This is a genomic window from Desulforhabdus amnigena, assembly GCF_027925305.1.
Taxonomy (GTDB): domain Bacteria; phylum Desulfobacterota; class Syntrophobacteria; order Syntrophobacterales; family Syntrophobacteraceae; genus Desulforhabdus; species Desulforhabdus amnigena.
This window is the reverse complement of record NZ_BSDR01000001.1, coordinates 4,027,644-4,044,539: the sequence shown is the minus strand read 5'-3', so window position 1 is coordinate 4,044,539 and position 16,896 is coordinate 4,027,644. Positions and strand designations below refer to the sequence as shown.

Sequence of the window (16,896 nt, the reverse complement as noted above, 5' to 3'; positions counted from 1 at the left end):
CCGCCATGACAAAGAACCCCCTCGCGGACGCCACATGAAATAAAGTAATCCACATCGGACAGAAAGCAGCAGAAGAGAATCTCCCCTCTCCTTGTTTCATGATTCTATTCGTGTTAAGTAAATGCACCCTTAGATCGGAATGGCCTAAAACGTTGTCCGCCTTTTGTTGGAAGAGTGTGACACATGGAAAAGGCAGCAGATAGCTTTATGGAAACCCGTTATTATCCCTTGTTCGTTTCCCTGGATGAGCGTCTGTGCCTGGTTGTGGGTGGTGGATCTGTGGGGGAGAGAAAAATCAGAACACTTCTCCGTTTTGGAGCAAAGGTTCTATTGGTGTCCACGGAATGCACTCCCTGGCTTAAAGCTCAGCATGAAGGAGGGAACATCCATCTGCTGGGGGATGTTTATGATAAAAATCTTCTCCACGGTGTGGATCTGGTTTTTGCCGCGACAAGCGACAAGGCACTGAACGAGAGAATTGCCAATGATGCCCACAGCCTCAGAGTCTGGTGCAATATGGCCACCGACCCTGAAAAGGGTTCCTTTATAGTACCCTCTGTTTTTGAACAGGGCCCGCTCACCATCGCCATCAGTACGGGGGGGCTAAGCCCTGCCGTAGCGCGGCAGATAAGAGAAAAGCTCGAGGATCAATTTGGCCGGGAGTGGGCCATAATGTTAAGCTTCATGGGCTTATTGAGAAAAGCCATCCAGTCCAAGGGACTGAAAAGTGATCAGAACCAGCTGATTTTCAGAGAAATGGCCCGGTTGCCGCTCATAGGATGGATACAAAACAATCAAAGGGATCAGGCCTTCCAGGCGATTTATGATATCTGTGGATCCTGGATCGGTTGGGATGAATTGACTCAACTTTGGAATGAAGCATGGAATCCGTATTCCTCATCATCGCTACCCTCTCTTACTGCATCGGAACCATCGGATATTTGATCTATCTTCTGCGAGATTGGAATCCGATCCACCGGGCATCCTGGGGGATTCTCCTGGTAGGAGCGCTCTTCCACGCCACTGCCATTCTGGTCCGTTCCATAGAAATACGACAACTGGCTGTAACATCAAGCCAGGAAGCTCTTTCCTTCTTCGCATGGATGCTTGTGGTCACTTATCTCGTCGTCCAGACGCGTTTGCAATTGCGCATCCTAGGTTCATTCGTGGCGCCGCTCGCTGTACTCTTTATGTTCATATCCAGCATTCTACCGGCGCACATCATTCCCCGAGGGGGAATTTTCCAGAGTGGATGGGTCATTTTTCATGTGACGACCCTGTTTTTCGCCAATGCCCTTTTTGCTCTCGCTTTCAGCGCCGGCATCATGTATCTCCTGCAGGAGCGGCAGATCAAGCGCAAGAGTTTCGGGTTTCTCTATGGCCGTCTGCCTTCACTTGAACGATTGGATAAGATCAACTATTATTGTTTGATCGTGGGCTTTCCACTAATGACCGCAGGTCTCATCACCGGCTTCGCTTACGCCAGTGTCGACTCTGTATGGCGATCCCCTTGGAACTGGGACCCTAAAGAGATTTTTGCCCTGATCACCTGGGTGATATATGCCATCTCTTTGCATGAGCGACTCACAGTGGGTTGGCGCGGACGCAAAGCCGCCTGGATGGCTATCTTTGGATTTCTGGCGGTTCTCATAACGTTTCTGGGGGTCAACCTGTTCATGAAGGGTCATCATACGACTTTTATCAGGTAAGATTTGCAATGTGTCATATCATCCTTTTGGGCATGAATCATAAAACAGCGCCAGTGGCAGTGCGGGAACAGCTTGCGGTTGCGTGCAAGCAACAGGTCAACCCTCTTCATCTTTTGCCGCATCTTGATCATGTCGATGAATTGCTTTTTCTTTCCACTTGTAACCGGGTGGAATTTTTATTCACCTGTTCAGATATCAATGGAGCGGTTCAGGAAGTAACCGCACTACTCAAAACACACCTGGGAAATCCCTCTACAGCCAAACTGGATTCCTATTTCTACATCTATCAGAATCTGGAAGCGGTGACACATCTTTTCAGAGTGGCCTCAAGTCTTGACTCCATGGTCGTGGGTGAACCTCAGATTCTTGGCCAGCTCAAAGCGGCTTATCGTGAAGCGACCGAGTGCCGGACCGTGAAAGTCATTCTCAATCGCCTTCTCCACAAGACTTTTTCAGTGGCCAAGAGGGTACGGTCCCAAACCTGCATAGGTTCCTGCGCCGTCTCCATCAGTTATGCAGCGGTGGAGTTGGCTCGGAAAATTTTCGGCGAACTGAAAGACAAAAGGGTTCTGCTGATAGGGGCCGGCGAAATGGCCGAGTTGGCGGCAGAACACCTCCTGGCCCAGGGAGTCCGCCATATGGTGGTAGCCAACCGCACCCTGGAAAGGGCTGTGGAACTGGCCCAACGCTTCAAGGCGGATACAATACGCTTTGACCATATCTACGATACACTCAAGGACATGGACATCGTGCTGACTTCCACCGGTTCCCCGGAACCCATCCTGAAGCATCAGGACGTCAAATCCAGAATGCGCCAGCGCCGGAACCGACCGCTTTTTTTCATTGATATTGCCGTTCCGCGGGATGTGGAACCCAAGGTGAATGAAATCGACAACGTCTATCTTTACGACATTGACGATCTTCAGGGAGTCATAGAGCTCAACCGAGAGGAGCGTAGGAAAGAGGCGGAGCGCGCAGAACACATCATTGCAGAGGAAACTTTGAAGTTTCAGGAATGGCTGGGAACGCTGGATGTGGTTCCGACCATCGTTGCACTGCGGGAAAAAGCCGAAATGATTCGTGTGAACGAACTCCAAAAGACATTCTCGCATCTGCCCGGCCTCAGCGAGAAGGATCAACTGGCCATCGAGATGCTGACTCAGTCCATAGTAAAGAAGCTGCTCCACGATCCGATCCTGTTTTTGAAGAAAAAAAGTGAAAGAAAGAGCAGACAGACATGCGTGGATTTTGCTCAACAAGTATTCAATTTGTCGGACCGGATGAATGAAGATGATATCGATTCATGTGCATTGACTCAAGGGGCCGCAAATGTTAAGAATGAAACCAACATCTTGAAAAGTATCAAAAAATAGATGGGGTTACATCATGGCTGAAATCATTGAATTTGGAAGAAGGGCTCAGGATTTAAAGTCGGTGAAGGACACAAGCCTTCGCCAACGAAAGATCGAGGCATTGAGAAAGATCTTTCAGTGCACCCGCTGCATGATGAAATGTGCCAAGTGCGGGGCTCAGATCGAGTCGGATTGGCAAGATCCCCAGAAATACGCCACACCCTATCCCTTTTGCAGAAATTGCCATGAGGAATACGAGGAATACAAAGAACGCGCCAGCGGTAGAGGGGGGGCTCCCAGGTACTACTGGCACAATGAAGCGTGGATGGAAGTATGGGGAAGCTGGCTGGAACATCAACAATGGCTGGACCAATACAGGCAATCCAAGGAATTCCTGCAACTCCTGGAGGAGGCAGATGAGCTATTGAAACAATAGCGGACAATCTTTTTCAACAAGGAGCATCTTTTATGATCGGTGGAATCGGCATGCCCGAATTGATAATTATCCTGGTGATCGTACTCATCATTTTCGGAGCAGGAAAATTGCCTGAAATCGGAGCGGGACTCGGAAAAGGCATTCGCAATTTCAAGAAGGCCACGACCGACACCGTAGAAGAATCGAACGAAAAAACGGAAAAAATTGAGGAGAACAAATAGGCTACGGATTCGGCTCGACATTGTTTTTGACTTCAATGCCCAAACCGGATGGGCATTCCCCTCTTTAAAGGGGCTACCTTCAGAAAAGGTCAGCCCCTTTTTATCTTTTTGCCTCTCGGTTCCATTTCTATCCGTCACCCACTGGGGCTATTGCTCTATCCGGGGTGTTCCCCAGCGTATTCCTCTCCACGGAGCAAGACTATTCATCCCTCCTACAAGCATTTCTCAACACGCAATACCGGCCATCAAAAAGGAATGTCTTCTTCCTGCACCCCTGCCGGCGGGGGGAGTTCTTCGCTGGAACTGCGATTGGAGAAGGAGGCCTCACCGCCGCTCTTGCCATAGTCCGGGCGGCCCTGGGCCTGGTAGTTCGCTTCATCCGCTCCGCCGCCCAGGAACTGGATTTCCCGCGCAACGATTTCCGTAGTATAACGCTTCACCCCCTGGGCATCCTCCCATTGTTGTGTGCGAAGGTTTCCTTCAACAAATACCTGCCTTCCTTTGCCAAGATAATTGCCGCATATTTCCGCAAGCTTCCCGAAAGCGACGACCCGATGCCATTCGGTTCGCTCCTTGGTTTCAGAGGAGGGATCATAATCATTTGTGGCAACATTGAACTTCGCTATGGCTGTTCCATTCGCACTATAACGAATGTCGGGATCGGCTCCCAACCTACCTATCAGGATAACTTTATTGACAGTGCCTTTTGCCATGTTTTTTTCCTTTACACATTGATCTATAATTTCAAATCTAGAAATGATTTTTACTAGTTATACACGTATAGCACATCGTGAGAATACGGGACAAGTCCTAAATCCGGCCAGGAAACGCCACCTCCCCGCCATCGGCCCCACAAAGAAGACATGGGTTGGGCAAATCCTTCTCCTGACCCACTGCAGTTCCAGGGGATTTCTCTCCGTCGGGCAACACTTCGTGCCCACTCTACAGCAGAAGTCTCGTTGCAGCAGTTGAGAATAACCGGAAGGCCAAAATGCCCAGTTGACTCAATATTGGAAACGGTTTACATTTCTACGGGAAACTTGAATTACAACTAATTGTTTTTTATAATCATTTCATTTCATATTCTGTTTTTGACAGGGTCTGTGAGTCAAAACACTTTTCTATGCACAGCTTCATACCAATAAGTGTCCATCACACACCGGATTTGTGGATTGGGTTTCGCGGCGCTTTCCACGGCTTTCAATGTTGTTTCCTTATTCCAGTGACTGCTGTGCATGAAGTAATCAAAAAAGGAAGATCATGAAGGCGCTTCGTTCACTCTTTTTCTATTTCACGGTTGTCTGGTCGACCATTCTTTTCGGACTGGCGGCTATTTTACTCTTCTATATCACGCGGAAAAACGAATGGCCCCATCTTTGCGGCAGACTCTGGGGCAAGGTCAATCTCTGGTCTGCCGGAGTGACGGTTCAAGTGAAGGGGTTGGAAAACATAGGGCATGAAAATCCTTACATCTATGCGGCCAATCACCAGAGCTGGTTTGATATTTTCGCCATTTTGGGAAAGCTTCCCGTTCAATTCCGTTGGCTGGCCAAAGAGGAACTTTTCAAGATCCCCGTACTTGGAACGGCAATGCTTGCCAACGGCTATATTCCCATTGACCGAAGTGACCGCAGGAAAGCCTTTGCAAGTTTAAACCAGGCGGCAGAGAAAGTCCGGAACGGAACCTCCATAGTCATTTTTCCCGAAGGGACTAGAAGCCTTGACGGGAAGCTGCAGGATTTCAGGATGGGGGGCTTTGTTCTTGCGCTCAAGTCACAACAACCCATTGTCCCCATCAGCATCAGCGGTTCTTATCGTGTTCTTCCCAAGAAGGGTGGATGGAAAGTGAATCCCGGCACCATTCAATTGACCATTGGGAAACCGATTCCCACTGCAGGACTCATGTCACAGGACAGAGAAAACCTGGTGAATACCGTGAGGCAAGCCATTCGCGAAAACCTGACCGAAAGCGAAGGGGGGATACTTCCCGACAGCAAATAGAACCGACATTGTTTCATGTGATCTATCAACGTAAAAGGATTCATATAGCAATCATGCCGAATAGTTCAAATACACAACCGTTTCTCAAAGTCATTCCACTGGGAGGACTCGGAGAGATCGGACTCAACATGATGGTGATGGAATACGATGAAACCTTGATTCTCATCGATTCCGGCCTGATGTTCCCCGAAGACGACATGTTGGGCATCGATATCGTGATACCGGATTTTTCATACATTCAAAAAAACAGGGATCGTGTACGGGCTCTCATCGTCACCCACGGGCACGAAGATCATATCGGGGCCATTCCTTTCCTCTTGAGAGAATTTCAAATTCCCATCTACGGCACACCTCTTTCTCTCGCCCTCATTCGGGAAAAGCTAAAGGAACATGGCTTGCTGGAGCGATCAGAGCTCAACCAGGTTCTTCCACGGGAACAAATTTCCATTGGACCTTTTCAAATAGAATTCCTGCAGGTATGCCATAGTATTCCCGACGGCGTCGGTTTGGCCATTCGGACTCCCGTTGGAATACTGATTCATTCCGGAGACTTTAAAATCGACAATACTCCCATCGATGGTCGAAGATTCGATATGGCCCGCTTCGGCGCTTACGGCGAAGAAGGGGTGCTTGCTCTTTTTTCTGACTCCACCAATGTGGAACGCCCCGGTTACACTCTGTCTGAAAGGGACGTCGGCAATACATTGCGAGAGATCTTCCAGGAATGTGCAGGGCGCATCATCGTTGCGGTTTTTGCCAGCAATTTGAACCGAATCCAACAGGTGATACGGCTTGCCCGAGAGTTCAACCGCAAGGTGCTTTTGAACGGGAGATCCATGGCAGTCAACGTCCGTATCGCAAGGGAACTCGGCTACCTGAACTTTCCTCCGGAGGAAGAGATCACGCTTCAGGAACTTGCGCGACTGCCCGACTCCGAGGTCCTGATGCTCACCACGGGCAGCCAGGGAGAGCCCATGAGCGCCCTCACACGCATGGCTTTTGACGATCATAAAAAACTCAAGGTGCAGCGGGGAGATACGATCATTCTTTCTTCCAAGTTCATTCCGGGGAATGAACGCACCATACAAAATATCATCAACCATCTCTACCGTCATGGCGCCGAGGTCATTCACGAACAGGTCCGGGATATTCACGTGTCGGGACACGCTTACAGACAAGAATTGAAAACAATGATCAGCCTGGTCAAACCTCGATTCTTTATCCCGGTTCACGGGGAATACAGGCATTTGGTGAAGCATCGGCAACTAGCCATCGATATGGGAATTCCAGAAGAAAATTGCCTTCTGGCGGAAGATGGAAGCACGATCCTCTGCGGCCCGGACCAAATCAGTATCGGAGAACGAGTTCCAACCGGTAGAGTACTCGTGGACGGCAAGGGAGTCGGTGATGTCGAGGGAGTTGTGTTGCGCGACCGCCGTCATCTTTCGGAAGACGGCCTTGTCATTGTTTCATTGGTCATCGATAAGGAGACCAGTGAAATCCTCAGCGGGCCGGATATCCTGAGCAAGGGATTCATTCAGGAAGAAACCCATTCAGAAATTCTCGACAGCGCAAAATGTGTCATTCTCGAAGTCCTCGATAACCTGCTCGAAAAGGATTACGAAGTGGACACCTCAGTGCTTCAAGCCGAAATCCACAGGGAACTGAAACGTTTTTTCAACCGGGTTCTGTATCGTCGCCCCGTGATTTATGCGATTGTTGTGGACATTTAATGCGACATTGCCACATTAACCATGGAGATACAGAGGACACAGAGAAAGACCTTCAAATGAAATCTCTGTGTTCTCCGTGTCTCCGTAGTTCGGATAAGATCCGGCAATGTCGAGTTAATTGAGATTTGGTCATAATTCATTCGAAGCGCATTCAAGGCCAAACATGCAAAGTGGAGACGATGGAAGGTAGAAGATGCTATGATTGTATCAAAAGATGAGCGTCTGGTGGAAAAACGAAAACCTTATCTTTGATGGAATCACGCTGGACATCTGTCCGGGAGGGCTTTTCATCGTCACGGGTCATCTGCTCCCTCTCAAATCCATCATCGATATTCTGTTTTGTCTGGCGAAAGGTGCCCCTTGTTTTTGTCAGGGTGAAGTGATCTGGGTGAATCGGGGCCAGATCACCCACTATCCACCAGGCTTTGGCGTTCAATTCCTCAAAATCGAGCCGGATATTCTGGAGCAGCTTATCGTCCTCTGCAGTGATTGGGAAGGCGAAGAGAGAGCCGGCCTATACAACTGGTGACTCTCCTTCCTGCGACACGCATTCAACACAGGGCATTTCCTATTTTCAATTCTGCAGATCGATCATGATCCTGTCAGAATCCACTTCCTTGATTCTCATTTCCACGAACAACCTCAACTTTTTCAAATCTTTTGCCAATTCCGGAGTAGAAAGGTCTTCACAGCGGTCCACAAGCCCCGATGCCCGCGCATAAATGTTTTTGTCGACATAGAGTCTTCCGCCATTCTTGGGCATTGCTTTGAGAGCGGGTAAAGCATCCAGGACCACGTCCATGGCATCCCATACCAGTTGCGGATTGTCCTGGATGATACGGGTGAATTCAGAGCTGTGCCGCTTATAAAGTTCATCCAGGAAACTCCTGGTCGGTTCAGAGACTTGAATGTCACCGAGAAGATTTCCTGGCAGCAATCCCTGCCCTTCATCCTCATCGCCGCTCATCCATTGAATCCGACCCATTCGCCCCTTCACGTCCTCTGCCGCAACCGCCACCGATTTCAATGGGATCGTCATGCAAAGATTCAAAATTATCAATGGAACAATCAAATTCGACATCATGAGGCGCCAATCTCTTTTGATCTTCATATCTTATCCTTCCATCCGCGAACATTTCCAAACCAACGCAACAAAGTTTAAAGGCAGCCAATGGGCCACAACCCCCGTGAATCCTTCTCCCTTATTTTCTTCCCTTAACAAAATGATTTTGCTATTTTTCCACTATTCTGTCGGGTAAGGAAAAGCCGAGCCCACCGATCAGGATATCGGTTCTCATACGAGGAGAAGACAAATTGGTTGTTGGCGTGACTCGCAAACGATTCTGGATTGCCGCAATTTTCGGGTTGTTCATCCTGAGCTACACCATAAAACAAGCCAATCTTGAAAAGCTTTTGCAAAATATTGGTGATATCAATATCCTCTGGGGAATCGCGGTGATACTGGCCAGTGCGGCCAGTTATATTTGCATCGCCGCAGTGCTCGAACGGCTTCTAAAGGGAACCGGTCATACACTGTCTTTCTCCTCGACTTTCAAGATTTCCCTTCTTTCCAGCACACTGAATTATGTCATGGCCATCGGTGGGCTGAGCGGTGTAGCTGCAAAAGTCTACCTCCTTGCCAGAGAAAAAATCCCTCCCAGCAATACTCTTTCCATTTCCATGGTGCACGGCTTTCTCACCAACACAGTTGCCGTCATTTTCATCTATTTGGGTTTCTTTTTTCTGTACAGCGAATACAAAATGAATACCCGTGAAATGGAGCTCGGAATATTCATTCTCATGATCGCATTCGTTCTCACTTGGGTGACTGTCCAGTCGATTGTTCACGAAAACTTCCGCAAACGTCTATGGCAGATCCTCATGCGCATCGGCCTTTTCCTATCTCATAAGCTGCACCATCCCCACTGGTTTCACCAGGAAAGGGCCGAGGCGTTTTTCGAAAATTTCAACGAAAGTATGAACCTGCTCGTAAGAAATGTCAGAAAGCTTTTGTCACCGGCAGCTTTTGCCCTGCTGGATTGGTTGTCTATGTTCTTGTGCTTGAAATTCGCATTCCTTACAGTCCATTATCCCATTGAAAACAGTACACTCCTGGTCGGCTTTTCAGTGGGGATCTTTTCCACGATCTTTTCTCTCACTCCCGCATCCATAGGCCTCATGGAAGGATCCATGGCGGGGTCGTTCTACTTGCTGGGTCTTGACTACGATCGCGCCTTGCTGGCGACATTGATCTATCGTTTTGGGTACTTTTTTCTCCCCATGTTGGGGAGTCTTTTTTTTTACAAACGTTTTTTTCCGCCCACAGTTGCAGATTCGATTCCTCAAAACGAAAAAAATGCACCCCCTTGACTTGCACCACATGGATTCGAGGTGCAGCCTCCCTCCCCGGCAATGCCAAGTCAGCTCGTTTTCTCGAAGATCCTCACCGGTAGGAACGTATCTGGAATCCCATGGCAAAAGGCCATAACAAGATGGGGCGCCAAAATGTCTTGATTTGGAGAAAATCTCCCTCGTAGAAGATATCCTTCAGGACGATATCGGGGTTATTCTGCCATTTCAACAGGGGGGGATCAACTGCGTGAGAGCGTGCAAAGAGAGGCAGCGAAATATTCCTGGGAAGAAGTTCACCTTTCCAGGTGAAACGATATTCCTCCACAACGGGTTCCTTGTGAACATAATCCACGTAGCAAATCTGAAACCGGCTCCACGGCATGATGATTCTCTCGAAAACGATAGTTCCCTGAGGCCAGGCTTCAAAACGCACAAAAGGCAAAGGCAAAATCAGCAGAAAAACAATAGAAAGAGTCACCCAACGGTCCCAATTTCTGGCTTTTTTCTCCAGCATTGCCACAGCAATATCCTGTGTTGCATACGGTGTATCCGGGTTCAATGAAAGCTCCCTTTTCAGAAAATCCTGGCGACATTCTTCCAATTCCAAAGCGGGTATAAGAATAGATGCGTTTCTCTTTCTCATTTCCAGGAACAGCATCTACACAATATAAAATACCAGCAGCATAGAGTGGAAACAACCCGCATTTTCTTCCGAGATCGATGCAAGTCCTCCGATAGGGTGCAATCCAAAGGGATTGGAAGAAGCAACCTACGTGCTAAGGGGCAATACGGTTCAGTGCGTAGGTTGCGTTGAATGAAATGAAACGCAATAAATAATAATGACATGTCGCGTTTCGAAACTCAACGCGACCTACGTGCTGGGATGCATATTGGGACTCCCAATTCCAACATGTAGCTTGAATCCAATCACTTTGGATAGCACCCTCTTCGATATGGCACATTGACCGAAAAGGCTCTTGACGATAAAATGCTTTTTTTCGAGAGCCTACACGAAATCATTTTACATTGTCGCAATAAAACAAGGAGAAAAGATGTCGATCTCCCATGATCCATTGGCCAGTGAAGCGGTATCCTGGTTACAAAAAGAAATTCAATCGACCATCAAATGCCGGCTTGACCAAAAAGGAGAAAAAAACTACTGGAGAGAAGCGCTGGTAGGTATAGCCAACGCGGATGATCCCCTTTTCCTCAAACTTCGTGAAGTCGTGGGACCGGAACATTCCATACCTCAGGATCTACTTCCTGAAGCTCGATCCGTCATTGTGTTTTTCTTGCCCTTCCAAAAAACTCTGGGGCGGGAAAACGATCAGTCCACACCCTTTGCAGCCCGCTCGTGGGCTGAATCCTACGTAACGACCAACCGACTCATCCAGGACATCAGCATGTATTTGAAATCCTTCCTGGAAAAAGAGGGGCATGAGACGGTCATTACGCCCGCGACTCATAACTTCGATACGGAGAAACTCATCAGTGGCTGGTCCCACAAACACATCGGCTATATTGCAGGCTTAGGGACCTTCGGATACCACAACCTGCTCATCACATCATCGGGATGCTGCGGGCGATTGGGAAGCTTGGTCACGAGCATGTCCCTCCCCTCAACAAAACGTCCCGACCGGGAATGGTGCCTCGTGAAGGCAGGCCGCAACTGTTTTGCCTGTGTCGCAAAGTGTAAATACGACGCCCTGCATAAGACTCATTATGATCGGCACGCATGTTACGAGCAGTGCCTGCGAAATGATGCCCACTACGATGATCTTCCCCTGGTGGATGTTTGCGGCAAGTGTGCCTGTGAGGTACCCTGCAGTTATCAAATTCCCACCAGGCTTTCCTGAAGACAAGCAGTTTCCAAGGGGTAGTACGGCCATGGGAAATCAACTCGATCCACCGGACTTGTAAACGCGAATCAAGACACCATCCGGCAGGCTTTTTTCGACAATCGCTTCTCCATCGTTCCTGGCGATTACCCTCTCGAACTTGCCCTTTTGTTCCAAAGTACAAAGGATCTGAAAGCTTTCCCCCGGCCTTAGAAATCTCAGACGTAAACTTACGTCCTGAAATCCGGATCAGCAGTCCGACCGATAATCCGTCCAAGGTTTTTTCTCACTTTCTTTTCCAGAAGACACATCCTCGCTCGTCATTGAACTACCTCCTTTTTCATGCTGTATAAACTTTTTAGCTCTTTAAAACTATTACAAATATTCCTCACCACTTTTGCAGGAACTGCACAGCAGTTCTCATTTCGACATGATGCCGTCACTTCCGACATTCTCCTCAATCCCCCTTTTCTATCAAAGGGAGACTTTACCCAGGCAAATTATCCCTTGAGGGAGCATGGGAGGTATTCACTTTTCAAAATGAGAACCGCTGGGAACCACAAAAGAGCACTTGCTAGAGATTTTCTTCTTCGATTATATTACGCGCTGGTTTATAAAAATAAATATGGAGGATATGTGTCCGGATCTCAAATTGAAAAATGGGTTATCAGATTAGTGTTCATCGCTGTCATTCTTACGGCATGTACTGCAGTTGCGTCTCTCAAGGTTTCTTCCTACCTCTTGAAAGTCCAGGATGAGACATCTTCGACGGCAAACAGGAAAGCTGACTTCTTCCTGAAAAGCATTCATGATCACAGCTTTCGGCTCCAGATGGAGGTTTTCGAACTGAACAAGCTCCTGGGAACAACCCACCCCGGTATTCAAAAATTTATTGAAGGCAAAGTCAAGGAATACGATGAGACGGTGGCGCATTATCAAAAGGAGAAGGAAAAAATAGAGGCGGAGAAACAAAGTATTCTCAAACATGTTGAGGAATCCCAAAAACACAACAAAAACTTCACTATAGCTATCATCCTCCTGCAAAGTGCCATTTTGATGGCGGCTGTCGGCGTGCTGCTCCAAAAAAGGATTCTGTGGATTTCGTGTCTTGGCATCAGCACATTTGGCCTCCTTTATATGATCAATGGCTTCTTCCTGTGGTTTTGAATAATTGATTGAATCCAGCGAGATGGTCTGGCCTTGCTATACTGTGCACAAGATCCATTTGATGCCTGGCCTTCTTGATATTCTTTGAAATTATGTTTAAATAATAATAACTTAGATCGACATTGCTAGATTTCATCTAAACCACAGGGACACGGAGAATATAGAGATCTCATTTGGAAGGTCTTTCTCCATACCCTCTACGTCTCCGTGGTTTATATGACAATGTCGCATTAGAAACCATCTCAAAACGGTTCGAATACCCTTGATCGTCATTCCGGTGAAAACCGGAAGCGGGGCATTCCCGAGAGGGCTGGACCCCTGGCTTCCGCCAGGGTGACGGTGTGAGCAAATTTCAAGATAATTTCTTAAGCCATCTGGCATGCTATGGGGAAAGACAGGATCTGCAGCGAACTTTTTGATTCGTTCGACATGCCCTTTGCAAGAACTTCCGATTCACGGCTCATGAATGATAGAGACAAGATCATGTGGAGCCCAACGCTATGCCGGAAGAAAGGAGCCCAGGATGAAAAGCAGAACGATTTTTCCGATCTTCTTTGTAGCTTTATTCTTTCATAGTTTGAGCTTTGCCGGCGCACCCATGCAAATCGCCGGCATTCGATTGGGTGCCCCTATCAATGAGTATAAGGATCTCATCAAGGAAGAAACGACACTTCCCATCCGGCATATGGAGTATATTTCAGAGGTCGAAATGAAGCCCCTTGAAGGCTACAAGAGCGGGTATATTTTTTATGGAAATTGCAGCAAGCCTGGCAAGATCGTCAAGGTCAAACTGAAATATTTGCGGGATGATAGAGAGTTTTTCAACGATCTTCTGGATATTTTCAAAAAGAAATTCGGAAAAGCCACCGAGTTTAAAGGAGATCCCTTCGGCGGTCTTATCGCCTGGAAATGGTCTTTCATCGACGAGGAGAAAAATAGAATCAGTCTCATCCTGCAACACAGCAGCGTCGACGAGGAAGAATACACCAGCGGAAATTCTATAAAAATGGCCATAACCAGCGCCATCGAAAAAGAACGTGAATGCTACAAAGCAAAACATCCGGAAGAAAAGACGGGCGAAAGGGTTGGCTCCAAAGATAAACTAAAAGATATAAAAGACTTAGATAAATTTATTCCTCAGTAATCAGTATAACCGTCACCCTTCCTTGAATACAGGCTCACAATCAGAAAACCTCTCCCCAAGGGGTATTTCTGTAGCAAAATTCTCTCGAAAGAGTGTTGAGCTGCATCATGGAACTGAGAACATTCTGTGAGGCCCCATGAAACAAGAATTGCTGAACAGCGGCCTACGTTCCTTGACATGATCTTTTGCGCCACTGTATAATCTGAATTTTTGAATCGCAAATGGAGACTGAATGAAAACGCTGCTTCTCAATCCCCCATCTTTTGAAAATTTCGACGGCGGTGCAGGTTCGCGCTGGCCCGCGCGACGTGAAATCGTTTCGTTCTGGTACCCTGTCTGGCTTGCATATCCTGCCGCTCTGATAGAAAATAGCAGGCTGCTGGATGCGCCCCCTCATGGCGTGACGCCAGAAGAAACCATTCAGATTTCAAAGGATTATGATTTTTTAGTTCTCTTTACCAGTACTCCCGGATTTGAAAATGACATTCGTCTGGCAGAAAGAATCAAGGACTCCAATCCGGGAATCAAAATTGCCTTTGTAGGTCCTCCTGTTTCCATCCAACCCGAGGAAACGCTTCGGAGGTCATCCGTAATCGACTTTGTGGCTCGCAAAGAATTTGACTACTCCGTGGCTGAATTTGCCTGGGGCAAGAACCTGGAAGATATTCAGGGCGTCAGTTACAGAAAGAACGGCCATATTGTCCATAATGATGACCGGCCTCCCCTCACTGACCTGGACTCCCTTCCTTTCGTTGTGGATATCTACAAGCGGGACCTGGACATTACCCGGTACAATATCCCCTTTTTACGCCATCCCTTCGTCGCCTTTTACACTTCTCGTGGTTGTCCGGCTCAATGTTCCTTCTGCCTCTGGCCTCAGACGTTTAGCGGGCACAAATGGCGTACACGAAGCAGTGAAAATGTTGTGGCTGAGCTCAAACATGCTTTCGATCTGTTTCCCAACGTCAAAGAATATTTTTTCGATGACGACACTTTCGCCTGGGGTAAGGAGAGAGTCCTCGAAATCTGCAAGCATTTGAAGCCCCTCAACTTTACGTGGTCCTGCAACTGCCGCGTTCATGCCGATTACGATATGCTCAAGGCCATGAAGGATGCGGGCTGCAGACTGCTCATCGTGGGCTTTGAATCGGGCGATCCAACGATCCTGAAAAATATCAAAAAAGGCGCCACAGTCGAGCAAGCCGTCACTTTCATGAAAAACTGCAAGAACCTGGGGCTGACCGTGCACGGAGATTTCATCATCGGACTCCCTGGAGAAACCCGTGAAACCATCAGGAAGACTATGAAATTTGCCGAGCAACTGGATCCCGAAACGATTCAAGTCTCCATTGCCCATGCGTTCCCCGGCACAGAATTTTATTCCTATGCCACTCGTGAAGGATATTTGACCGAGGATAAGATCACCGATGAAATGGGACATCAACTTCCCAACCTTCGGTATCCGGGACTGGATCGCCGGGAGATTGTCGAGGCTGTGGAAGACTTCTACGGCCGTTACTATTTCAGGCCGCGGATCGTATTTCGCATCGTGCGCCGGGCGCTTTTCGATAGAAATGAGCGGGCAAGGCTGTACGCCGAGGCACGGGAATACCTTCGTCTTCGGGCAAAACGGAAGAAATTCACCGGAGGCAAGGCATCGGCTTGACGGGATATCCCAGACTGATCGTCAATGGAGATGACTTCGGAATCTCCGAAGAGACAAACGAAGCCATCATCCGTGCATTCAGAGAGGGCGCACTGACCAGCTGCAGCCTGATGGTCAGTGGAAAGGCCTTTGAGCATGCTGTTCAGCTGGCCAGGGATAACGACCGCCTGTCTGTTGGCATCCATCTGGTCACAGTAATGGGCAAATCCGTCCTCCCACATGGCGAGATTCCGCATCTCGTGGATTCAGAGGGGAATTTTCCTTCCAATCCCACAGTTTGCGGACTCAAATATTATTTTTTACCCGTGGCGCGCCGGGAACTGAAGAAGGAACTGGAGGCGCAATTCGAGAAGTTTCGTTCCACCGGCTTGAAGGGGACTCACATCGACAGCCACCTGCATATGCATGTCCACCCTGTCATTTTTAAGGCGGCCGTGGAACTGGGAGAGCGCTTCGGTATACGCAAAATGAGGGTTCCCCGAGACGATCTCAGGCTCTCTCTTCAGGCAGACCCGGAAAATCGGTGGGAAAAAATCTTTGGCGCTCTGGTTTTTCGCCTCCTCACGAGGGCTATGCAAAAAAAACTTCGAGCAAAGGGGTTCTGTTTTGCCCACCGGGTGTACGGCCACCTGATGAGCGGTAAAATAAATCATCATTACGTTCGTTCTGTGTTGGAAGCTCTTCAAAGTGGGAAAACGAGCGAACTGTATTTTCATCCGTCTATCCATTCTGATGGATCAGACCTGAACTCTGAAGATCAGCGGTGCTTCGAAGAGTACAAACTCCTGGTCGGCAGGCAGTTCCTTGAATGGATGGAAGAACTGGAAATCACACGAATCAGTTACGGAGAAATGGACCGTTGGGATTGAAGACAGCAATTGTTTTGACTCTGGCTATTTTGGCCCAGGCCATTGGAAACACATGCCTCAGCAAGGGAATGAAGTTCATTGCATCCTTGAGCCCCGCAGAAGACGGTTTTTCCCTTATGATGCTCGTTCACGCCATGGAAAATCCATTGATTTGGCTGGGAACCATTCTCTTGATTCTTTTTTTTATCTTTTTCGCCGTGTCTCTTTCGTGGGCGGATTTGAGCTTTGTGCTTCCCGTTATCTCCTTTGGCTACATCGTAAACGTAGCCCTGGCTTACCAGTTTCTGGACGAACCCGTTTCACCCAAGCGATGGCTGGGAACCGCCTTCATATTTCTGGGCGTTGTTCTGGTATCGAAAACGGGAGCCGGAAGAACAGCCGTAAAAGAGGTCAACGCGCAATAACCCT

The 16,896-nt window shown here is 48.2% G+C and carries 18 protein-coding genes; 15 read left to right on the top strand and 3 right to left on the bottom strand.

The features are described 5' to 3' along the window. Positions 1–183 precede the first annotated feature (183 nt). The 5 genes from QMG16_RS17210 to tatA are packed head-to-tail and all read left to right on the top strand — an operon-like array spanning position 184 to position 3,718. The gene (locus QMG16_RS17210; protein WP_281796211.1) at positions 184–945 is read left to right on the top strand and encodes a precorrin-2 dehydrogenase/sirohydrochlorin ferrochelatase family protein; all 762 of its coding nucleotides are present in this window, start codon (positions 184–186) and stop codon (positions 943–945) included. Further along, a complete protein-coding gene (gene ccsB / locus QMG16_RS17205; protein ID WP_281796210.1) occupies positions 882–1,709 on the top strand; it encodes a c-type cytochrome biogenesis protein CcsB in 828 nt (275 codons plus the stop codon). The genes QMG16_RS17210 and ccsB overlap by 64 nt, the downstream gene beginning before the upstream one ends. An 8-nt stretch (positions 1,710–1,717) precedes the next feature. After that, positions 1,718–3,082 carry a glutamyl-tRNA reductase gene (gene hemA / locus QMG16_RS17200; RefSeq protein ID WP_281796208.1) on the top strand — a complete coding sequence of 455 codons (1,365 nt, stop codon included), beginning with the start codon at positions 1,718–1,720 and terminating at the stop codon, positions 3,080–3,082. Positions 3,083–3,095: 13 nt separating this feature from the next. Beyond that, the gene (locus QMG16_RS17195) at positions 3,096–3,497 is read left to right on the top strand and encodes a hypothetical protein (protein WP_281796207.1); all 402 of its coding nucleotides are present in this window, start codon (positions 3,096–3,098) and stop codon (positions 3,495–3,497) included. Positions 3,498–3,529: 32 nt separating this feature from the next. Continuing rightward, positions 3,530–3,718, top strand: a complete 189-nt coding sequence (gene tatA, locus QMG16_RS17190) for a twin-arginine translocase TatA/TatE family subunit (RefSeq protein WP_281796206.1) — start codon at positions 3,530–3,532, stop codon at positions 3,716–3,718. Positions 3,719–3,963: 245 nt separating this feature from the next. Here tatA and QMG16_RS17185 read toward each other — a convergent pair whose 3' ends face one another. Next, positions 3,964–4,431: a single-stranded DNA-binding protein gene (locus QMG16_RS17185; RefSeq protein WP_281796204.1), complete on the bottom strand. Its 468-nt coding sequence runs from the start codon at positions 4,429–4,431 to the stop codon at positions 3,964–3,966. Between the two features lie 547 nt (positions 4,432–4,978). Here QMG16_RS17185 and QMG16_RS17180 point away from each other — a divergent pair. From QMG16_RS17180 to QMG16_RS17170, 3 genes are all read left to right on the top strand, one after another. Further along, positions 4,979–5,719, top strand: coding sequence for a lysophospholipid acyltransferase family protein (locus tag QMG16_RS17180; RefSeq protein WP_281796203.1), 741 nt, complete (start codon positions 4,979–4,981; stop codon positions 5,717–5,719). A gap of 53 nt (positions 5,720–5,772) precedes the next feature. Continuing rightward, positions 5,773–7,452 carry a ribonuclease J gene (locus QMG16_RS17175; RefSeq protein WP_281796202.1) on the top strand — a complete coding sequence of 560 codons (1,680 nt, stop codon included), beginning with the start codon at positions 5,773–5,775 and terminating at the stop codon, positions 7,450–7,452. A 202-nt stretch (positions 7,453–7,654) separates the two neighbouring features. Further along, the gene (locus QMG16_RS17170; RefSeq protein WP_281796200.1) at positions 7,655–7,981 is read left to right on the top strand and encodes a PilZ domain-containing protein; all 327 of its coding nucleotides are present in this window, start codon (positions 7,655–7,657) and stop codon (positions 7,979–7,981) included. Between the two features lie 45 nt (positions 7,982–8,026). Here QMG16_RS17170 and QMG16_RS17165 read toward each other — a convergent pair whose 3' ends face one another. Continuing rightward, positions 8,027–8,563, bottom strand: coding sequence for a hypothetical protein (locus QMG16_RS17165; protein ID WP_281796199.1), 537 nt, complete (start codon positions 8,561–8,563; stop codon positions 8,027–8,029). Positions 8,564–8,766: 203 nt separating this feature from the next. Here QMG16_RS17165 and QMG16_RS17160 point away from each other — a divergent pair, with 203 nt between their 5' ends. Further along, positions 8,767–9,822, top strand: coding sequence for a lysylphosphatidylglycerol synthase transmembrane domain-containing protein (locus QMG16_RS17160; RefSeq protein WP_281796198.1), 1,056 nt, complete (start codon positions 8,767–8,769; stop codon positions 9,820–9,822). 73 nt (positions 9,823–9,895) lie between these two features. On the opposite strand, the gene QMG16_RS17155 is transcribed toward QMG16_RS17160, so the two are convergent. Further along, a complete protein-coding gene (locus QMG16_RS17155; protein ID WP_281796197.1) occupies positions 9,896–10,447 on the bottom strand; it encodes a hypothetical protein in 552 nt (183 codons plus the stop codon). Between the two features lie 409 nt (positions 10,448–10,856). On the opposite strand from QMG16_RS17155, the gene QMG16_RS17150 reads away from it, so the two are divergent. From QMG16_RS17150 to QMG16_RS17125, 6 genes are all read left to right on the top strand, one after another. Further along, positions 10,857–11,660 (top strand): epoxyqueuosine reductase, encoded by an 804-nt coding sequence (locus tag QMG16_RS17150; protein ID WP_281796196.1) that lies wholly within the window; start codon positions 10,857–10,859, stop codon positions 11,658–11,660. A 618-nt stretch (positions 11,661–12,278) separates the two neighbouring features. Continuing rightward, the gene (locus QMG16_RS17145; protein ID WP_281796195.1) at positions 12,279–12,809 is read left to right on the top strand and encodes a DUF4337 family protein; all 531 of its coding nucleotides are present in this window, start codon (positions 12,279–12,281) and stop codon (positions 12,807–12,809) included. Positions 12,810–13,332: 523 nt separating this feature from the next. Further along, positions 13,333–13,953 carry a hypothetical protein gene (locus QMG16_RS17140; RefSeq protein ID WP_281796194.1) on the top strand — a complete coding sequence of 207 codons (621 nt, stop codon included), beginning with the start codon at positions 13,333–13,335 and terminating at the stop codon, positions 13,951–13,953. A gap of 232 nt (positions 13,954–14,185) precedes the next feature. Continuing rightward, positions 14,186–15,619 carry a hopanoid biosynthesis associated radical SAM protein HpnJ gene (gene hpnJ / locus QMG16_RS17135; protein WP_281796192.1) on the top strand — a complete coding sequence of 478 codons (1,434 nt, stop codon included), beginning with the start codon at positions 14,186–14,188 and terminating at the stop codon, positions 15,617–15,619. Then, the gene (gene hpnK / locus QMG16_RS17130; RefSeq protein ID WP_281796191.1) at positions 15,616–16,488 is read left to right on the top strand and encodes a hopanoid biosynthesis-associated protein HpnK; all 873 of its coding nucleotides are present in this window, start codon (positions 15,616–15,618) and stop codon (positions 16,486–16,488) included. Before hpnJ ends, hpnK begins: the two co-directional genes overlap by 4 nt. Further along, positions 16,485–16,892, top strand: coding sequence for an EamA family transporter (locus QMG16_RS17125; protein WP_281796189.1), 408 nt, complete (start codon positions 16,485–16,487; stop codon positions 16,890–16,892). Before hpnK ends, QMG16_RS17125 begins: the two co-directional genes overlap by 4 nt. Positions 16,893–16,896 lie beyond the last annotated feature (4 nt).